Origin of the sequence: Brevundimonas sp., from assembly GCF_035935935.1 — a bacterium.
Lineage (GTDB): Bacteria > Pseudomonadota > Alphaproteobacteria > Caulobacterales > Caulobacteraceae > Brevundimonas.
The window spans coordinates 61,879-80,856 of sequence record NZ_DASYWO010000008.1; the positions used below are offsets into that span (position 1 = coordinate 61,879).

Sequence of the window (18,978 nt, forward strand, 5' to 3'; positions counted from 1 at the left end):
GTTCGCTGAAATCGCCTTGCGCCCCTTCCGCCGGCCGCTAAGGTCCGCCGCGATTTCGACGATTTTCCCGAACGGAGCACGACGATGCGGCTGAAACTGTTGATGGTGGCCGCGTCCGGCCTGGCGCTTCTCGCCTCGGCCGCCCAGGCCCAGGTCAGCGTCGGCGCCGCCGACCAGTCGAAGGGCGAATACGAGGACGCCTTCCGTCAGTTCGAGGGCGAGGACTGGCCGACGCCGAACGTCTATCGCGCCGCCACCGGCCAGCCGGGGCCGGCCTACTGGCAGCAGAAGGTCGACTACGTCATCGACGTGCGTCTGGACGAGGCCGGCCGCAGCCTGACCGGCAGCCAGCGCGTGACCTACCACAACAACTCGCCGCACGAGCTGACCTACCTCTGGCTGCTGCTGGACCAGAACGGCTTCAAGCGGAACTCGATGGACCGGGTCACCTCCACGTCGAACGACGAGGGCACGTTCGGCATGTTCGACGTCGTCCAGGTTCTGGCCGCCCAGGACTGGGAAGGCGGCTTCAGCAACCTGGCGGTCACCGACGCGCGGGGCCGGCCGCTGCCCTTCCTCGTCAACGACGCCCTGATGCGGATCGACCTGCCGGCGCCGCTCAAGCCGGGCCAGAGCGTCACGTTCAACATGGGCTACACCCTCGCCATCGGCGACGGCGACCTGACCGGCGGCCGCTCGGGCTATGAATGCTTCCGCGCCTCCGACGGCCAGTCGGACTGCATCTTCCAGCTGGCCCAGTGGTTCCCGCGTCTGGCGGCCTTCTCCGACTATGAGGGCTGGCACCAGCTGCCCTATCTCGGGTCGGAGTTCCCGCTCGAGTTCGGCGACTACGACGTCTCCATCACCGTGCCGGCGGATCACGTGGTGGCCGCCTCGGGCGTGCTGCGCAACGACAACGTCCTGACCGCCGAACAGCGCCGCCGCATGGCCGCGGCCCGTACGGCCGCCGACCCCGTCTACATCGTCAACCCGGCCGAGGCCGCGGCCGCCGAGCTGGGCTCGGTCGACGGCACGCGCACCTGGACCTTCCGCGCCGAGAACGTGCGCGACTTCGCCTGGGCCAGCTCGCGCAAGTTCGTGTGGGACGCCATGGGCGTGCCCAACGGCGATCCCGACATGCCGGTCGTCATGGCCATGTCCTTCTATCCGGGGGAGGCGCGCCCGCTGTGGGATCAGGTTTCGACCCGCGCCGTGGCGCATGCGCTCGAAGTGTATGGCGAGGCGACCTTCCCCTATCCCTATCCCACGGCCCAATCGGTCAACGGGCCGGTCGGCGGGATGGAATATCCGATGATCACCTTCAACGGCGCGCGTCCGATTCGCGCCGCCGACGGCACGCCCCAGCGCGTCGACGACGTGAAGTATGCGCTGGCCGGCGTCATCATCCACGAGATCGGCCACATCTGGTTCCCGATGGTGGTCAACTCCGACGAGCGACAGTGGGTCTGGATGGACGAGGGCATCAACACCTTCGTTGAGTTCCAGGCTTCCAAGCTGTGGGACGCCGACTTCGACGCCTCCGGGGAGCCTCGCGGCGGCATCATCCGGCACATGCTGTCCGAGAACCAGCAGCCGCTGATGACCAACGCCCAGAGCCTGACCAACTACGGCTATGAGGGCTATGTGAAGCCGGGCGTAGCCCTGACCGTGCTGCGTGAGACGGTCATGGGCCGCGAGCTGTTCGACCGCGCCTTCGCCGAGTACGGCCGTCGCTGGAAGTTCAAGCGCGCCACGCCCTACGACTTCTTCCGCACCATGGAAGAGGTGTCGGGCATGGACCTCGACTGGTTCTGGCGCGGCTGGTTCTATTCGACGGATCACGTCGACATTTCGCTCGACGACGTCGTCGTCGCCACCATGGCCCAGCCGAACGCGGGCGGCGGTCAGCAGCAGCAGGGGCCGGCCGCGCCGCCGGCGCCCGAGCCGCCGTCGGTCACCGTGCTTGCGGATCGCGCCGAGGGCCGCGTGCCGCTGGTCGAGCGCATCCCCGCCCTTGACGCCCCGTCGGATCAGGGCTCGGCGGAGTTCCCGGTCACGGACGAGCAACGCCGCGTCTGGGCCGCGTCCAAGAACGGCCAGTTCGACGACCTGATCGCCCGCGCCCGCGCCTATGACGGCAAGCTGTATCGCCTGACCTTCTCGAACGTCGGCGGCGTGGTCATGCCGATCATCGTCCAGTTCACCTACTCGGACGGCACGACCGAGACGGTGAAGATTCCGGCCGAGATCTGGCGGACCAACAACCGCACGGTCACGTGGCAGCACGCGACGACGAAAACGGTGACCTCTGTCATGGTCGATCCGATGCAGCAGACCGCCGACGCCGACGTCGCCAACAACGCCTGGCCGCGTGCGGCGGCCGCGGCGGAGTAGGTCAGTGACGGGCGGGCGGCGTCGGCTTGGGCCGCGTCGCCCGCTTCTCGCGCTCCGCCCTCAGGCGCGCGATCAGCTCGGAGGCCGGGAGCAGCAATATCATGAGGCGCCTCCGCTTGCGAACGGTTCTCACTCTGCGAGCGACTCGCAAATGATGCAAGCGCGGCCGTGAAGGACTGCGGCGACTGCGGCCTGTGCTGCAAGCTGATGGGCGTGACCGAGCTCGCCAAGCCGGCGGGCAGATGGTGCGGCCACTTCCGCCGGACGGTGGGATGCGACGCCTATGACGCCCGGCCCGCCTCCTGCCGCGCCTTCAACTGCACCTGGCTTTTGACCGACGCCTTGAATGAAGGCTGGAAGCCCTCCGTCTGCGGCTTCCTGATGCACTCGGACGCGGGCCGCCTGATCGTGGAGTGCGATCCTTCCCGACCGCAGGCGTGGCGTGCCGCGCCCTATCGGGAGACGCTGGAGCGTTGGGCGGTGAGAGGACAGGAAGTGCTGATCTTCGCCGGCCGTCGCGGCCTGCGCCTCAACCCCGACGCCACGACCACGGCGCTGAGGCGGCGGTGATAAGCGGGCGGCGGCGCCGTCAGACTAACGCGAACACGTCTCCAGCCACGACCTGCCTGCCGTCTCGAAGCAGGCGGCTGCGAGGGGCTGGCAAGCCTTGGAGCTCCGACGAACCCGTCATCTCCATCAGGCTCGTCATGACCTCTCCGCAGACGCGGGCGGGGGAGGCGTGATTCCCGTCCAGAAGCCGTTCAGGAGCAGCTTCGGCGTCAAGCCGGGCGGCGAGCGGTCGGGCGATCAACCGAACCAGGCCGACATGGAAGATCTCCCGGGGGGGTCAGCCTGATGCAGCGCTGGCGGGTCGTCGCTGGCGGAAATCGAACCGGTCCCCTCTGGCGAGCACATGCATGCGGACGTCGAACATCGACAGAGCCTCTTCGGCGCTGGCCTCGGCGATGTTGGAATGCGAGGCCGCCTCGCCGTCGACGACGTAAACGGCGCCGGCCCCGATGACCGTGCCGGCATCCCCCTCGACAACCAGCGCGGTGTTTTCGTCGATGCCGACGCCCAGCAGTCGCGGATTGTGGGCGACCGCGCCGAGAAGCCTGCCGTAGCGACCGCGTTCCGCGAAATGCTGGTCGATGATGACGTCCTTCATCAGGCCCAGGCCGGGCGCCATGTGCAGTTCGCCGATGCGGTAGGACTCCGCGCTGGGTCCCTTGACCAGCATGGTCTCGCTCATGACCGAGGCGCCGGCCGAAGTTCCGGCGATGAATGCCCCGGAACGATGGAGATCAAGGATGCGCCGTTCCACCGGCGTGTCGCCGATCTGGCTGGAGATCCGCAGCTGGTCGCCGCCCGTGAAGAACACGCCGGCGGCGCCGTCCAGTTTCGAGAGCACGTCCTGATCGCCGCCGTCGCAGCGCTCGCGGACGTACAACTGGACCAGATCGGTGACGCCCAGGCGCGCGAACGCTGTGGAATAGGCCTCGAAATACTCCTCCGGCTCCTCGGAAGCGACGGTGGCGAGCACCAGCCTCCCTCCCGCCACTCGGCTCGCGATCTCCTTCAGGATGACGCAGTCGCCCTCCTTGTCCTCATGCCCCCCGACGATGATCAGGGCTCCGCGAGGGTCATCCATGCGCCGGCTCCAGCAGCGGTTCGCGCGGGTCGCGGAACGCGCCCTTCGGACGATGGTCCAGCACCAGCCGCCACACCTGTTCCACCCGCGTCGGCATCAGCACGACGACGTCCCCGGGCCGCGCGAGATCCAGCGCCAGGCGCGCGGCGTCGTCCTCCTCCCTGACGCAGTGGATGCGCGACGGGTCGCCGCCCGCGGAAACGGCGCCCGCCTTCATCAGACGAATGACCTCCCCGGCGGGGCGGCCCCGATTGTCGGGGGTCTCGCGGAAGACCAGTTCGTCGAAATGTTCGGCGCCGATCTCGCCCATGGCGCGGATCTCCTCCTCGCGTCGGTCGCCGGGGATGCTGACCATGGCGATGCTGCGGGCGCCCGCGGGCGTGGCGCGGCGGATCATCTCGCCCAGCGCCCGCAGCGCCTCCGGATTGTGGGCGTAGTCCAGCACGACGCGAAAGCCGTGCGCGTCGTGCATGTTCATGCGGCCCGGATTCTGCGCGAAGTCGGATGTGAAACTCGCCAGGGCCTCGGCCGCACGGGCGGGCGCCGCACCGGCGGCGACGGCCATGGCGATGGCCGCCATGGCGTTCTGGACGTTGAAGGCCGCCAGGCCGTTCCACGTCGCGGGGATGGCGTCCGCGGGGCAGAGGGTGTGACGCTCGCCCCGGTCGTGCAGCGAGATCATGCCGTCCGCCGGATCGTGCAGCACCGCCATCCCGCCCTCCGCCACGTGCTTCAGCACGAAGCCGGGCGCGTCGCGGCCGCCACGCATGGAGAACCAGCACACGCGACCGCCGGCGTGGCGGGCCATGCGAATGGTCTGCGGATCGTCCGCGTTCAGCACGGACACCCCACGCCGCGACACGCTTTCCGTGACGACCGACTTCACGCGCGCCAGGTCCTCCAGCGTGTCGATGCCCTTCAGCCCCAGGTGATCCGGCGCCACGTTCAACACGGCCCCCACGTCGCATCGGTCGAAGGCCAGCCCCTCCCGCAGGATGCCGCCGCGGGCGCACTCCAGCACGGCGACGTCGACCGTGGGGTCGCGCAGAACCATACGTGCGCTCCTCGGGCCGCTGGAGTCGCCCGTCGCCACCCGCTCGTCGCCGACGTAGACGCCGCTGGTGTTCGTCAGGCCGACGACCTTTCCCTCCTCGCGGAAGATGTGCGCCACCATGCGGCCGACGGTCGACTTGCCGTTGGTGCCGGTGATCGCCAGCACCGGAATGCGGGCGCGCGATCCGGGCGGATACATCATGTCGATGATCGGCTTGGCCACGTCCCGCGGCCGCCCCTCCGACGGGGCCAGATGCATGCGCAGGCCGGGTGCGGCGTTGACTTCCACCACGCCGCCGCCGGTCTCGCGGATCGATTTCGTGATGTCGGGCGCCATCAGGTCGACGCCCGCCACGTCCAGCCCCACGGCCAACGCGGCGCGGCGCGCGATCGCCGCGTTGTCGGGATGGATCTCGTCCGTCCTGTCGATCGCGACGCCGCCGGACGACAGGTTGCCGTTGGTGCGCAGGAAGACGGCCACGCCCGCCGACGGGACGGAATCGAGGTCCAGGCCCTGCCGCGCGAGCACTTCCGCGGTCGCGGCGTCCAGGCGGACGCGGGTCATGACCGCCTCGTGTCCCACGCCGCGCCGGGGGTCGCGGTTCAGCTCCTCGACCAGCTCGCGGACGGTCCGCCCGCCGTCGCCGGTGACTCGCGGCGGGACGCGCTCGGCCACCGCGACGACCTTTCCGTCGACCACCAGAACGCGGTGGTCGCGACCAGGCAGATGCTCCTCGACCACGATCCTGCGGCCGTGCGGGGCCGCCAGATCGAAGGCCACACGGACGGCCGCTTCCGCCTCCAGGCCCGTGGAGACCCCACGCCCGTGATTGCCGTCCAGCGGCTTGAGCACCCACGGTTTCCGCAGTCGTTTCGTGGCGGCGACCGCCTGATCCGCCGTCGTCACGACCTCGCCGCGCGCGACGGGGATGCCCAGGGCGGCCAGCAAGGCCTTGGTCTCGGCCTTGTCGCCCGCGCTTTCGGCCGCGACCAGTCCCGTACGGTCGGTCACGGTGGCGCGCAGACGGCGCTGACGCGCGCCCCAGCCCAGCTGTATGAGGCTGTGCGCGTTCAGTCGCTCCACCGGGATGCCGCGACGCCGCGCGGCCTCGACCAGGGCCGCCGTGGACGGCCCGAAGGCGGCGCGGCGCAAGGCGACGCGGACCGCCTCGACCGCGGCCCCGATCCCGTCGCCGGCGGCAGCCGGCGCGAGGCGGTCGAGGCCGTCCACGCCCCTCAGATCCGCGGGAAGAAGAGCCTGCACCGTCTCGATGGCCAGACGGCCCGCCAGCAGCGCGGCGTCCGCGTCCTCATAGGCGTACATGACGTCGTAGACGCGCGGGCGCCCCTTCACGGAGCGGGTCTTGCCGCGCGTGACCCGGGCGCCCGCCATCGACTGCAGCTCCAGGGCGACGTGCTCGATCACATGGCCCAGCCACGTGCCTTCCTTCAGGCGTTCCACGAAGCCGCCCGGCCGCCCCAGCGAACAATGGTGACGGCCGAGGCCCGGCAGAAGGTCCGTCAACGCCTCGGCGAAGCCCGGCAGGCGATCCGTAGGCCACGCCTCGAGCTCGCCGAGGTCCAGCTGAATGCGCACCATGCGGCGGTGGCTGTACAGGTGGGGTCCGCGATAGACCGCCTTTTCCAGCACGCGCAGACCCGACCTGGCGTCCATCACCGGCTCCAGACCGCCTGATCGCCCAGCACGCTCTGGGACATGAACCGCGCCAGACAGGCGGCGCCTTCTGCGCGCGATTTCGCGAACCCCTCGGCGACCACGATCCCCTCGTCCCGACCGAGTGCGGCCCAGCGCCAGCGATCGCCTTCCGGCCGCAGGCTCCATTTGAATCCGGCGTGGTTCATCGAGTCCTCCTCAGAGGCCGGTGAACTCACGGCCGCGGCCCCGGTTCCTATGTCGGAAAGCGACACAGTAAGGCCCGCAAGCATCTGATTTCGCCGGATATAATGTCGGATTGCGGAGTGGGAACCAGTTCATCCCGGATGCGTATTCGCGGCCTGACCTTCCGATCGGAACCCGCCATGCGAAACGTCGACACGCCCACGCCGCTGCGTCCCGAACGCGCCAATCCTTCGGCCTTCCAGCAGCGGCTGTCGCGCTGGAATCACCGGCGCCTGCAACCGGCCGTTCCGCACGCCGACTGGGCGACGGACGCGCAGGAAGACGCCGAGATGATCTTGATCGAAGGCGCCTGGGTCGAGCGCCTGCGCGCGGAAGCGCAGCCCTGGCTGGCCGATCTGCCGGAGGATCCGGCCCGCTTCGTCGACTGGTTCGAGGCCCTGCAGGGCGCCGGCCCCGGCGAGAACGACCCGCTGTTTCCGTGGCTGGCCGAAGAGGCCGACCTGGGACAGATGCGCTGGTTCCTGCAGCAGGAGGTCGCGGGGGAGGCCGGGTTCGACGATCTGGTCGCCATGGCGCAGGTCAAGATGCCCGACCGGCCCAAACTGGAGCTGGCCCGCAACTACTGGGACGAGATGGGTCGCGGCAACATGGGCGGCATGCACGGACCGATGCTGGGCAAGCTGGCAGACCATCTGCGGCTGACCCCCACGATCGAGGGGACGGTGTGGCCGTCGCTGGCGCTCGGAAACGTGCTGGTCGCCTTCTCCACGACCCGCCGCTACGCCTACCACGCGCTGGGCGCGCTCGGCGTCGTGGAGCTCACGGCGCCCTGGCGCGCCGGCCATGTGGCGGCGGGTCTGAAGCGGCTGGGCGTCGGCCCCGAGCGCAAATACTACGCCCTGCATGCGACGCTGGACGTCGAGCATTCGCGGACGTGGAACGACGAGGTGCTGACGCCCCTGGCGCAGGACCATCCCGAAACCATCCGCAGTCTGGCCGAAGGCGCGGTCATCCGCATGATGGCGGGCGCCGCCTGCTTCGACGCCTATCGCGACCATCTGTGGGGTCCGCAGATGGAAGCCCGCTCGGCGTGAGCGCGGGCTGGGCGGTCGCCCTGCACGGCGGCGCGGGGGTCCACGCCGGGAGATCCTATGCGCGGGCCGAGGCCTGTCTGGCCGAACTCGTGCGGGCCGCTTCCGACCAGTTGTCGGACGGCGCTCCGGCGCTGGACGTCGTCGAACGCGCGGTCGCGGCGATGGAGGCTTCGGGCCTGTTCGTCGCCGGCCGCGGGTCCGCACCCAACCGCCTGGGAGACGTCGAGCTGGACGCCGCCATCATGGACGGCGCGACGCATCGCGCGGGGGCGGTCGCGGCGCTTCAGGGCGTCGCCAGCCCGGTCACGGCCGCCCGGCGGGTCATGGACGCGACCTCGCACGTGCTCCTCGTCGGACAGGGCGCCACGCTGTTCGCGGGCCAGCAAGGCCTTGAGCCGATCCTCGATCTGGAAACATGGCTGACCACGCCCGAAGGATTCCGCGACGGCGACCTCGACGAGGGCCATGGCACGGTCGGCGCCGTCGCGCGCGACGGGAAAGGGCGGCTCGCGGCGGCCACGTCGACCGGCGGAACCTACGGCGCCTCGCCGGGCCGGGTGGGCGACTCCCCACTGATCGGGGCCGGCACGTGGGCGGACGATCTGGTCGCGGTCTCCTGCACCGGGGTGGGCGAGGCGTTCATTCGGGCGGCGGCCGCGCACGATCTCGCCGCCCGCGTCCGATACGGGGGAGCAAGGCTGGAAACGGCGACCGACGCCGTGCTGCGCCGCGCGCTGGAACTGGGCGGCGACGGCGGGGTCATCGCCCTGTCGCGCGAGGGCCCTGCGGTGGCCCGGTTCAACACCGACGGGATGAAGCGCGCATGGGCGCAGGAAGGCGCGGGTGCCTTTGTGGGCTCGGTCGGAGACGACGTGCGCCGGGTGGGCTGAGGCTCAGGACGGCGCCTGAAGCACCGCGCCGATCGCGGCGATGCGTTCGACCTCCGCATAGGCCTCGCGCTTCAACGTGCCGCCGAACACGTCCGGATCCAGTTCCTCGTACGCCAGCGTCCCGCCTATGCGTCCGGCGAGTTCGGCCATCGCATCCTGCACGGAATCGCGCCCATCGACGATCGGACTGCCGGTATAGAGCACGATCCGTCCCCCGGGGCGCAGCCGGTCGACGGCTTCGCGCATCCATTCCAGCGCCAGCCGGGTGCCCAGATCGTCGCCGCCGTCCCGATAGGTCCGGCCCCCGGAGCCGGCGATGTAGGGCGGGTTGGCGACGATCAGGTCGAAATCCCCCTGGACGGCGGTCAAACCGGGGCCGAGCGCCGCCTGCACCCGCAGGCCTGCCGCGCGGGCGTTGATCCGCACCAGCCGCAGCGCGCCCGGGTTCACGTCGCCGGCGACGACCTCGGCGCCCGGATGCATGCCGGCCAGGGTCAGGGCGCCGACGCCGGCTCCCGTTCCGACGTCCATGAAGCGCCCGCGCCGGGGGACATCCTTCGCCGCCGTGCGAAGCAGACGCGCGAACCGGTAGCTGTCGGGCCCGAGAAACACCTCGTCGGGGCCGGACCCGCTGGCCGAGTGGAGGTAGAGGCGATCGTCCAGGCTGCTGACGCGCACCCGTGAGCGGACGCGCCCCTCGTCGACGGCCTCCAGTGCCCCTGCCTGCGCCAGGAGCCGCCAAAGGTTCGCGTCCAGATCGGCCTCGCGGAACGGGCGTCGCCAGCCGAAGACGTCCCGCAGATCGCCGGGCGCCGCCTCGGAACGTCGCGCTGCCACCAGCCGGTGAGTCGCCGGCGTCGGAGTGACAAAGCGGTACCCGCCGTCTCCGAGTGCCTTGAGCAGGTTCTCGAGCGCGACGTCGATCCCTGCGTCGTCCTGCAATCGGTCGAACATCGCGCTCCCGCCGCTTCCGCCTCGATCGCCAGGCCACGCTTCAAGGCGACACGGGGGTCATGGGTTCCCGAATGTCCTTTAGGGTCGGCTGCACGACATAGGAACGGGCGTCGTTTCAGGGGGTTGGCCAATCCTGTTCGACAGGAGTGCAAACATGAGCGGATCCAGGCGGGTGCTGGTGACCGGCGGGGCCGGCTACATCGGATCGCACACGGCCAAGGCGTTGGCGGCGGCCGGACACGTGCCCGTGGTCTTCGACGATCTGAGCAACGGTCACGCGGAGGCGGTGCGATGGGGCCCGCTGGTGGTCGGCGACGTCCGGGACCGTGCCGCGCTCGAACGGTGCATGCGCACCCACCGGATCGACGCCGTCATCAACTTCGCCGGCTTGATCGAGGTGGGGCGGTCCATGACGGAGCCGGCGGCGTTCTGGGACGTGAACCTGGGCGGCATGGCGACGATCCTGGACGCGATGCGTGCTGCGGGGGTCGAGCGTCTGGTCTTCTCCTCGACCGCGGCGGTCTACGGACAGCCCGACGTCGGCTCGCTGGCGCCCTTGCGGGAGACGTTGCCGACGCTGCCGATCAATCCGTACGGCGACAGCAAGCTGGCGGCCGAGCGGCTGATCGCGGCCTCGGCGCGCGCCTATGGCCTGAAGGCGGTGGCGCTGCGCTACTTCAACGCCTGCGGGGCCGATCCCGACGGCGAAATCGGCGAGGCTCACGAGCCTGAAAGCCACCTGATCCCGCTGGCCGTCGAGGCCGCGCTCGGGCTGGGGCCGGCGCTGACGGTCTTCGGCACGGATTTTCCGACGCTGGACGGCTCCTGCGTGCGCGACTACGTCCACGTGTGCGATCTCGCCCGTGCCCATGTGCTGGCCCTGAGCGCGGAGTGCGGCCCGCAAGGTTTCCTGGCGGCGAACCTGGGCACGGGCAGGGGGGCCTCCGTTCTGGAGATCGTGGAGGCGGTGGGCCGCGCGGTCGGTCGCGCCGTCCCCCACACCTTCGGAGCGCGTCGCGCGGGCGATCCCGCCAGTCTGGTGGCCGATCCGGGTCGGGCCCGCGACGCCCTCGGCTGGACCGCGGCCTGCAGCGATCTGGAAACCATCGTCGGAAGCGCCGTGGCCTGGCGTCGGGCGCCGGCGTTCGGACGCCGCCTGCTGGGCGGTCTGAAGGCGGTGGCGTGAACGCGCCGGAGCTGTGGGGCGGGCATGAATGCACCGTCGTCCGGGTCGGCGACCGCTGGCTGGACCAGTCGCGCCTGTCCGGGCACCACGACCGCATCGAGGATCTGGACCGCTTCGCCGAGCTCGGGCTCAAGGCGTTGCGCTACCCGCTCCTCTGGGAGCGGACGGAGATCGAACCCGGCCACTGGGACTGGGCTTGGGCCGACGCACGACTGACGCACATCCGCCAGCTGGGCATGCGCCCGATCGCAGGCCTCATCCACCACGGCTCCGGACCGGCGTGGACGAACCTCCTGGACCCGGGTTTCGCGCCCGGTCTCGCAAGGCACGCGGCCGAAACCGCCGCCCGCTACCCGTGGATCGAGGACTGGACTCCCGTGAACGAGCCCCTGACCACGGCGCGTTTTTCGGCCCTGTACGGGCATTGGTATCCGCATGCCCGCGACGAGCCGTCGTTCTGGACCGCCCTGCTGAACCAGATCGATGGGGTCAGGCTGGCCATGCGAGAGATCCGTGCCGTCAATCCGCGCGCGCGCCTGATCCAGACCGAGGACTTCGGCCGCACCTGGTCGACGGAGCCGTGCGCGGACCAGGCGCGATTCGAGAACGACCGGCGGCTGATGACGTGGGATCTCCTGACGGGCCGCGTCACCCCCGGTCACCCCTTGTGGCTGCGGCTGGAGCGCCTGGGCTTCGGCGCACGTCTGGACGCGATCGCCGAGTCGCCCTGTCCGCCGGACGTGCTGGGCCTCAACCACTATGTCACCAGCGACCGGTTTCTCGATCACCGCGTCGACCGCTATCCGGAGCAGGTGCGGGGTGGAAACGACCGCCTCGCCTACGCCGACGTCGAGGCCGTGCGCGTGATGTCGGACTACGGCCCGGGCTGGCGCCGGTCGTTCGACCGGTTGGGGCGGCGCTATCGCCTGCCGATCGCCGTGACGGAATGTCATCTCGGATGTTCCGTGGACGAACAGATGCGGTGGCTTGCGGACTGCTGGCAGGCGGCGACCGCGGCGCGGGAAAGCGGTGTGGACGTGCGCGCGGTCACCGTCTGGGCCCTGCTGGGCAGTCATGACTGGGACAGCCTGCTGACGCGCTGGGCGGGCGCCTACGAACCGGGCGCCTTCGACGTCTCGCTCGGGCGGCCCCTTGCGACCGACCTCGCCGGGTGCGTCGCGCGGCTGGCACGGGGGGACGTGACGGCGGACGCTGCCGCCGCCTGGTGGGAACGGCCGGACCGGTTGGTTCACCGCGCATGGCCCGACGCGGACCAAATGTCGGACGCCCGACATTGAAAAGTCAGAAAACGACGTAAAAACAGTAACATGCAACCAATTTGGTCGGGTTCCGTTGGCCTGCGGCACCCCTCTTCCGAAAGTTGCTCATGGCCCAAGTCATCTCCTCCATCGCCGGCGCCGAAGTCATCGCCCTGGGCAAGCTGAAGGAGCGAACCGATCCCATCGTCTGCCTGTCGCACCTGCGGTGGGACTTCGTCTTCCAGCGGCCGCAGCATTTGCTGTCGCGGTTTGCCGCGACGCGCACGGTGCTGGTGTTCGAGGAGCCTTTGCCCGCTGAGCGAGGGGCGGCCATGGGTCTGGACATGCGGACCTGCGCCGAAAGCGGCGTCGTCATCGCCACGCCGCGACTTCCGGAAGGTCTGGAGGGGGCGTGCCGACATGCCGTCCTGCGGCAACTGCTGGACGAGGCCATCGCCGCCCATGCGATCGAACGACCGGTGGTCTGGTACTACACCCCGATGATGCTGCCGGTCGCGCAGCACCTCGACGCGGCCGCCGTCGTCTACGATTGCATGGACGAGCTGTCGGCGTTCCGGTTCGCTCCGCCGGAGTTGGTGAGCCTGGAACGCGAGCTGCTGGCCGCGGCCGACGTCGTCTTCACAGGCGGGCACAGCCTCTATGAGGCCAAGCGCGACCTGCATCCGAACATCCACCCGTTCCCGTCCAGCGTGGATCGTGGCCACTTCGGCCAGGCGCGCGTGCTGCCGAAGGCGATCAGGGGCGACCGGCCGCGCTTCGGCTTCTACGGCGTGATCGACGAGCGGATGGACCTCGAACTGATCGACGCGGTCGCGGCTGCCCGGCCGCAGTGGGACTTCGAGATCGTCGGTCCGGTGGTCAAGATCGATCCCGCCTCGCTGCCGCAGCGGGACAACATCCTGTGGCCGGGCCAGGCCGCCTACGACCAGTTGCCCGGCCTTCTGGCCAACTGGGACGTCGCCCTGATGCCGTTCGCCATCAACGAGTCGACGCGCTTCATCAGCCCGACGAAGACGCCGGAGTATCTGTCGGGCGGTCGGCCCGTGGTGTCCACGCCGATCCGCGACGTCGTGCGTCACTACGGCGAGCTGGACGCCGTCCTGATCGCCGACACGGCCGAGTCGTTCGTCGCCGCCTGCGAGCAGGCGCTGGCTCTCGCCCAGGGCGAGGATCGCGCCTGGCTCGACGAGGTGGACGACGCGCTGGCCACCCTGTCGTGGGACCAGACGCAGCTGCGCCTGTCGGCGCTGATCGACGCCTCGGTGACGCGGCGGGCGGGTGGCTTGCTGCGTCAGCCGGCCCCCGCGATCAAACCGTCGAACCGCACGCCCCACTACGACGCGCTGGTGGTCGGCGCGGGGTTCGCGGGCTCCGTCACGGCCGAGCGCCTGGCCTCGAGCGGACGCAAGGTGATGGTGGTCGACCGCCGCCCGCACATTGCGGGAAACGCCTTCGACCGGCTGGATGCGGCGGGCCTGCTGATCCACCAGTACGGCCCGCACATCTTCCACACCAACTCGGCCGAGATCTTCGACTACCTGTCGCGCTTCACCGACTGGCGCCCCTACGAGCATCGGGTGCTGGCGCAAGTGGGCGAAAAGCTGGTGCCGATGCCGATCAACCGCACCACCTTGAACGCCCTCTACGGCCTGGACCTGCGGTCGGACGAGCAGGCCGAGGCCTGGCTGGCCTCGCGCGCGGAGCCGGTCGAGCGCATCCGCACTTCAGAGGATGTGGTGGTGAACGCCATCGGCCGCGAGCTCTACGAGACGTTCTTCCGCGGCTACACCCGCAAGCAGTGGGGACTGGACCCGTCCGAGCTGGACAGGTCCGTCACCGCGCGGGTGCCCACTCGCAGCAACACCGACGACCGCTACTTCACCGACGCCTTTCAGGCCATGCCGCTGCACGGCTACACCCGCATGTTCGAGAACATGCTCGATCATCCCAACATCCGGGTCGAGACGGGCGTGGAGTACCGCGACGTGGTCGACGACGTGGATCACGAGCGGCTGGTCTTCACCGGTCCCATCGACGAGTTCTTCGATCATCGGCACGGCAAGCTGCCGTACCGCTCGCTGACGTTCCGGCACGAGACGCTGGATCAGGAGCGGTTCCAGCCGGTCGCCACGGTCAACTATCCGGACGAGGCGACGCCGCACACGCGGATCACCGAATACAAGCATCTGACCGGCCAGGCGCACCCGAAGACCAGCATCACCTACGAATACCCGGCGTCCGAGGGCGACCCTTACTATCCGATCCCGCGGGCGGAAAACCAGGAGCTGTTCAAGACGTACGAGGCCATGGCCGCGGCGCGGCCGGACGTGACGTTCGTGGGACGTCTGGCCACCTACCGCTACTACAACATGGACCAGGTGACGGGGCAGGCGCTGGCCACCTTCCGGCGACTGGGCGCGGCCTCGCGCCCGGCGCAGGTTCAGGGAGGCGTGGCGGCGGCCGCGACCTGAGGTGGTCTACGAGTTCCGCTTCTTCTTCAGCGGCTCGGAGTTTCCGGCCCGGGAACGGCACGCCTTCGCCGGCGACGGCGAGGCGCGCGCCCGTGCGGCCGGGGACCTGCTGAGGATGCCCAGCCGGCGCGCGGTCACCGTCTGGTGCGGCGACCGCCTGGTGTGGTCGCGCGCCCGCGGCGCCGAAGCGCCCCCTGCGTGATGGACTCCTCGCAGGGCCGGCGTCCACGCGTCGTGATCGTCGGCGCCGGCTTCGGCGGTCTGGCGGCGGCCAGGGCCTTGAGGAGGGCCGAGGCCGAGATCTTTCTGATCGACCGCACCAATCACCATCTGTTCCAGCCGCTGCTGTACCAGGTGGCGACGGCGGTGCTATCCCCCGCGGACGTCGCCACCGCCGTGCGGCCCCTGCTGCGTCCCCAGCGCAACACGACCATGCTGATGGCCGAGGTGACGCGCGTGGACACGGAGGCGCGGCTGGTCCGGCTCGCCGGCGACGCGACCCTGCCCTACGACTGGCTGATCCTGGCGACCGGCGCCGACTACAGCTTTTTCGGCAGGCCCGAGCTCGCGCAGCACGTCCACGTGCTCAAGACGCTGTCCGATGCGCTGACGGTCCGTGAGAAGCTGCTGACCGCCTTCGAGCAGGCCGAGTTGGCCCCGGACGAAGACGCCGTCCGCCGCCTGACCACCTTCGTCGTCGTCGGCGGCGGCCCCACGGGGGTCGAGATCGCCGGCACGGTGGCGGAGATGGTCCGGACGACCCTGCGCTGCGACTTCCGGCGCATCGACCCGACGCGGTCGCGGGTCCTCCTGTTCGAGGAAGGCCCCCGGGTGCTGTCGGCCTTTCCGCAGCACCTGTCGGACTATGCCTGCCGCGCGCTGTCGGATCTGGGCGTGGAGGTGCGCCCCGGGACCGCCGTCGAGACGATCGGCGACGGGTGGGTGCAGGTCGGCGGAGAGCGCATCGAGGCCGCTCTGACCTTCTGGTGCGCCGGCGTGCAGGCGCGCCCCGCCGCGCGGTGGCTGGGCGTGCCCCAGGCCCGGAACGGCGGCGTCGTGGTGGGGCCGGACTGTTCCGCGCCGGGCCTGCCGGAGGTGTTCGTCGTCGGCGACGTGTCCCACCATGCCCACGAGGGCGGCCCGTTGCCGGCCTTGGCGCCCGTGGCCAGACAGCAAGGTCGCTGGGTCGGACGCCTGATCGCCCGCCGCATCGCCGGTCGGCCCGATCCCGTGCCGTTCCGCTATCGCGACTGGGGGACGATGGCGGTGATAGGCCGGTCGCGCGCGGTGGCCCTGCTGGGCGGGCGTCGGCTGAAGGGGGTCCCGGCGTGGCTGACGTGGTCGCTGGTCCACCTGATGCTGCTGATCGACTTCCGCAGCCGCGCGACCGTCTACGTTAACTGGACATGGGCCTGGTTCACGCGGGGCGGGGGGCCCGGCTGATCTCACGCGGTCACGGCGTGGGCTGAGACGTCGCGGCGCGCGACCGGTCACGGCAACGCTTTGAGCATTCGTTTGTCGAAACTCACCTTGGGCTAACCCAAGTGAATGATCGCGAACGTCGTTCCCCGCCATATGACCGGGATGACCTTTGAACCTGCACAACAACCTCGCCAGCGCTTCCCTCTCTCCCCGTCGCCGCTGTTCGGAAACAGCCTGCTTGGCCTCCTCGAGGACCGCTGGAGTGAAGTATCTGCGGACCTGAGAACAGTTCAGCTTGTCGCCGGCGAGGACTTGCGGCCCGCGGGCTCGATGATCTTTCCGTCCTCGGCGGTCGTCGGTTTGAGCCTGTCGGACGGGGACGGGCATGGCGTGGACGTGGAGCTGGTGGGGAGGGACGGCATGATCGAACCCACGATCCGCGCCGGAGCACGCTGGATCGTGCGGATCAGCGGCATGGCCCATGCGTTGGACGCCCGCCTGTTCGAGGCGGCGGCCGAGCGCTCCCCCGCGCTGGAGGAGGCGCTCGCCCGCCGGCGGGCGGATCGGATCACCGAGCTGCAGAACGCGGCCCTGTGCGGCCGGGCCCATCATCAGGAGGGGCGTCTGGCCGGCCTTCTGCTTCGTCTGCAGGAGCAGTCCGGGCGCTCCGAACTGGATCTGTCGCAAGAACATCTGGCGGACATGCTGGGCGTGCAGCGGACCACGATCACCGCGGTCGCCTCGTCCTTCAAGAAAGCGGGCGCGATCCGCTACAGCCGTGGGCGGATCACCGTCCTGAGCGACGAGACCCTGGCCCGGAAGGCTTGCGCCTGTTCGCAGGACGCGCTCGCCGCGCGACGCCTCGACGGCTAGCGCGTCAGCCGGTCCAGCGGGATCACGGCCTGGTAGCGCACGCCGTCCCTCCGGAAGTCGAGCGAGGTCTTCGCCGCCAGTTCGTAGGCCACGAGGTTCTCCAGGAGCTCCGTCCCGACGCCGCGCCGGGACGGGGGCGCCGTCTCGGCCGACGATCGTTCGTCCCAGGCGAACGTCAGCATGTCTTCCGTCGCCGACCAGCTGACCGCCAATCGTCCCCCTTCGGCGCCCAGCACGCCGTATTTGACCGCGTTGGTGGCCAGTTCGTGAACGGCCAGACCGAACACTTCGGCCGCCTTGGGCTTCAACGTGACGGGCGGACCTTCAAGCGTCACGGCGTGGCCTTCCCGCGCGGCATGGGCCTCCAGTTCCGCCGAGACGATCTCGGCCAGATCCACTCCCGAGGTCGGATCGCGCGTCACCGCCGCCTGGGTGCGCGAGAAGGCGGTGAGCCGCCCGTCGAGGTGGGCGGCCAGACCCTCGACCGTCTCGGAGGTCGCGGCCGTCCTGCGGGCGATCGACCGGACGACGGAAAGGGTGTTGCGGACCCGGTGCTGCAGTTCCTCCAGCAGCATCCGCTGATGCGCCTCCGACCGGCGCCGCTCGGTGACGTCTTCCATCACGCCGATCATCCGGTAGGGCACACCCGTCGCGTCGCGGAAGAAGTGGCCTCGCGCAGACGCCCAGCGCACGGTCCCGTCGGGCAGCAGCATGCGAAATTCATGCGCGTAGACGCCCCCATGGTCGCGCGCCGCCTCGGTGAGGCCGACCGCCGTCTCGCGATCGTCGGGATGGACCCGGGCCAGCCACGCCTCGAAACTGGGCGGCACCTCTCCGACCTCGTACCCCTGCGCCAGAAAGTGCCGATCGTTCCAGGTCACGTTCCCTGTGGCCAGATCCCAGTCCCAGGTCGCCAGTCCGCCGACCTCTACGGCGAGACTCAGCCGTTCCTCACTCTCGCGCAGGGCGATCTCCGCGCGCTTGCGCGCGTCGATGTCCAGATTCGTGCTGGCCCATTTGCTGACGTTTCCGTCCGCATCGAACACCGGGACGGCGCGGACGTTCGTCCACCGCCAGCCTCCGCTCGGCGCCGAGAGCCGAAACTCGGCGTCCACGATCTCGCGGGCTGCGACGGCCTCACGCCATTGTCGCTCGGCATAGGCGCGGTCGTCCGGATGGACGGCGTTCAGCCAGCCGTAGCCCAGCCAGTCATCCCGCGTCTGTCCGGTGTAGGCGCGCCAGCTGGGACTGTCGGTGACGACGACGCCGTGGGCGTCGGCCTCCCACATCGCCTGCACTCCGACGAGAAAGCGCAGCTGCGCCTCCCGATCGGCCGCGGCGGCTTCACGCAGGACCGCCTCGGCGAGCCTGGCCTCCGCCGTCTCTCGCGCGGTCATGTCCTGGTACGAGAGGAACTGATGGAGCGTGCCCCCATCGGGGCCCTTGAAGGCGCTCAGGAGCACGGAGGCGAGAAAGCGGGATCCGTCCTTCCGGTACTGCGCGCTCTCCAGCACCACGTCGCGATCCTGCTCCAGCGCCTCGCGGAACCGACGGGCGTCCTCCGGGTCGGTTCCCGCGCCGTTCATGAAATGCGGCTGCTGGCCCAGCACTTCGTCCATCGAATAGCCGGACAGCGCCAGGAAGGCGTCGTTGGCGAAGACGATGGGATTGCCGGGCAGGGCCGGATCGGTGATCGCCATGGGCATGCGCGTGGCGCGCACCGCCTCCACGAAGACGCCGCCTTCCAGCCTCAGCCGTTCGATCGCGCCCTCGGCCGCCGTGCGGTCCGCCGTGCCCGGCTGGTCGGCCCGGAAGTCGTTGTGCGGCGGTTCGGGCACGTCGGTCACCG

15 protein-coding genes are annotated in these 18,978 nt (G+C 70.1%); 10 read left to right on the plus strand and 5 right to left on the minus strand.

From position 1 onward, the window contains the following. Window positions 1–84 precede the first annotated feature (84 nt). Both VGR32_RS08655 and VGR32_RS08660 read left to right on the plus strand, forming a co-directional pair. Window positions 85–2,394: a M1 family metallopeptidase gene (locus VGR32_RS08655; RefSeq protein WP_327449820.1), complete on the plus strand. Its 2,310-nt coding sequence runs from the start codon at window positions 85–87 to the stop codon at window positions 2,392–2,394. A 168-nt stretch (window positions 2,395–2,562) separates the two neighbouring features. Beyond that, complete coding sequence (locus VGR32_RS08660; RefSeq protein WP_327449821.1) at window positions 2,563–2,964, plus strand: YkgJ family cysteine cluster protein; 402 nt, start codon at window positions 2,563–2,565, stop codon at window positions 2,962–2,964. A gap of 277 nt (window positions 2,965–3,241) precedes the next feature. On the opposite strand, the gene VGR32_RS08665 is transcribed toward VGR32_RS08660, so the two are convergent. From VGR32_RS08665 to VGR32_RS08675, 3 genes are read right to left on the minus strand one after another with little or no spacing between them, the layout of a single operon-like run. Beyond that, a complete protein-coding gene (locus VGR32_RS08665; protein WP_327449822.1) occupies window positions 3,242–4,045 on the minus strand; it encodes a cyanophycinase in 804 nt (267 codons plus the stop codon). Continuing rightward, a complete protein-coding gene (gene cphA / locus VGR32_RS08670) occupies window positions 4,038–6,773 on the minus strand; it encodes a cyanophycin synthetase (RefSeq protein WP_327449823.1) in 2,736 nt (911 codons plus the stop codon). The genes VGR32_RS08665 and cphA overlap by 8 nt, the downstream gene beginning before the upstream one ends. Further along, window positions 6,773–6,961 (minus strand): hypothetical protein, encoded by a 189-nt coding sequence (locus VGR32_RS08675; RefSeq protein ID WP_327449824.1) that lies wholly within the window; start codon window positions 6,959–6,961, stop codon window positions 6,773–6,775. Before VGR32_RS08675 ends, cphA begins: the two co-directional genes overlap by 1 nt. Before the next feature lie 177 nt (window positions 6,962–7,138). Here VGR32_RS08675 and VGR32_RS08680 point away from each other — a divergent pair, with 177 nt between their 5' ends. Beyond that, window positions 7,139–8,053 (plus strand): iron-containing redox enzyme family protein, encoded by a 915-nt coding sequence (locus VGR32_RS08680; RefSeq protein WP_327449825.1) that lies wholly within the window; start codon window positions 7,139–7,141, stop codon window positions 8,051–8,053. Continuing rightward, window positions 8,050–8,943 (plus strand): isoaspartyl peptidase/L-asparaginase family protein, encoded by an 894-nt coding sequence (locus tag VGR32_RS08685; protein WP_327449826.1) that lies wholly within the window; start codon window positions 8,050–8,052, stop codon window positions 8,941–8,943. The genes VGR32_RS08680 and VGR32_RS08685 overlap by 4 nt, the downstream gene beginning before the upstream one ends. Before the next feature lie 3 nt (window positions 8,944–8,946). Here the strand turns inward: VGR32_RS08685 and VGR32_RS08690 are convergent, their stop codons facing one another. Next, window positions 8,947–9,897: a class I SAM-dependent methyltransferase gene (locus tag VGR32_RS08690; RefSeq protein WP_327449827.1), complete on the minus strand. Its 951-nt coding sequence runs from the start codon at window positions 9,895–9,897 to the stop codon at window positions 8,947–8,949. A gap of 154 nt (window positions 9,898–10,051) precedes the next feature. On the opposite strand from VGR32_RS08690, the gene galE reads away from it, so the two are divergent. The 6 genes from galE (at window position 10,052) to VGR32_RS08720 (ending at window position 17,129) form a co-directional block, all read left to right on the plus strand. Beyond that, the gene (gene galE / locus VGR32_RS08695) at window positions 10,052–11,083 is read left to right on the plus strand and encodes a UDP-glucose 4-epimerase GalE (protein WP_327449828.1); all 1,032 of its coding nucleotides are present in this window, start codon (window positions 10,052–10,054) and stop codon (window positions 11,081–11,083) included. Beyond that, window positions 11,080–12,381: a hypothetical protein gene (locus VGR32_RS08700; protein ID WP_327449829.1), complete on the plus strand. Its 1,302-nt coding sequence runs from the start codon at window positions 11,080–11,082 to the stop codon at window positions 12,379–12,381. The genes galE and VGR32_RS08700 overlap by 4 nt, the downstream gene beginning before the upstream one ends. An 89-nt stretch (window positions 12,382–12,470) precedes the next feature. Next, window positions 12,471–14,834: a UDP-galactopyranose mutase gene (gene glf, locus VGR32_RS08705; protein WP_327449830.1), complete on the plus strand. Its 2,364-nt coding sequence runs from the start codon at window positions 12,471–12,473 to the stop codon at window positions 14,832–14,834. A 1-nt stretch (window position 14,835) separates the two neighbouring features. Then, entirely contained in the window at window positions 14,836–15,036 is a 201-nt protein-coding gene (locus VGR32_RS08710) for a hypothetical protein (protein ID WP_327449831.1), read from the plus strand. Further along, the gene (locus VGR32_RS08715; protein ID WP_327449832.1) at window positions 15,036–16,277 is read left to right on the plus strand and encodes an NAD(P)/FAD-dependent oxidoreductase; all 1,242 of its coding nucleotides are present in this window, start codon (window positions 15,036–15,038) and stop codon (window positions 16,275–16,277) included. The genes VGR32_RS08710 and VGR32_RS08715 overlap by 1 nt, the downstream gene beginning before the upstream one ends. A 105-nt stretch (window positions 16,278–16,382) precedes the next feature. Further along, window positions 16,383–17,129, plus strand: a complete 747-nt coding sequence (locus VGR32_RS08720; protein WP_327449833.1) for a Crp/Fnr family transcriptional regulator — start codon at window positions 16,383–16,385, stop codon at window positions 17,127–17,129. Here VGR32_RS08720 and VGR32_RS08725 read toward each other — a convergent pair. Then, complete coding sequence (locus tag VGR32_RS08725) at window positions 17,126–18,976, minus strand: PAS domain-containing protein (protein ID WP_327449834.1); 1,851 nt, start codon at window positions 18,974–18,976, stop codon at window positions 17,126–17,128. The genes VGR32_RS08720 and VGR32_RS08725 overlap by 4 nt on opposite strands. Window positions 18,977–18,978: the final 2 nt, after the last annotated feature.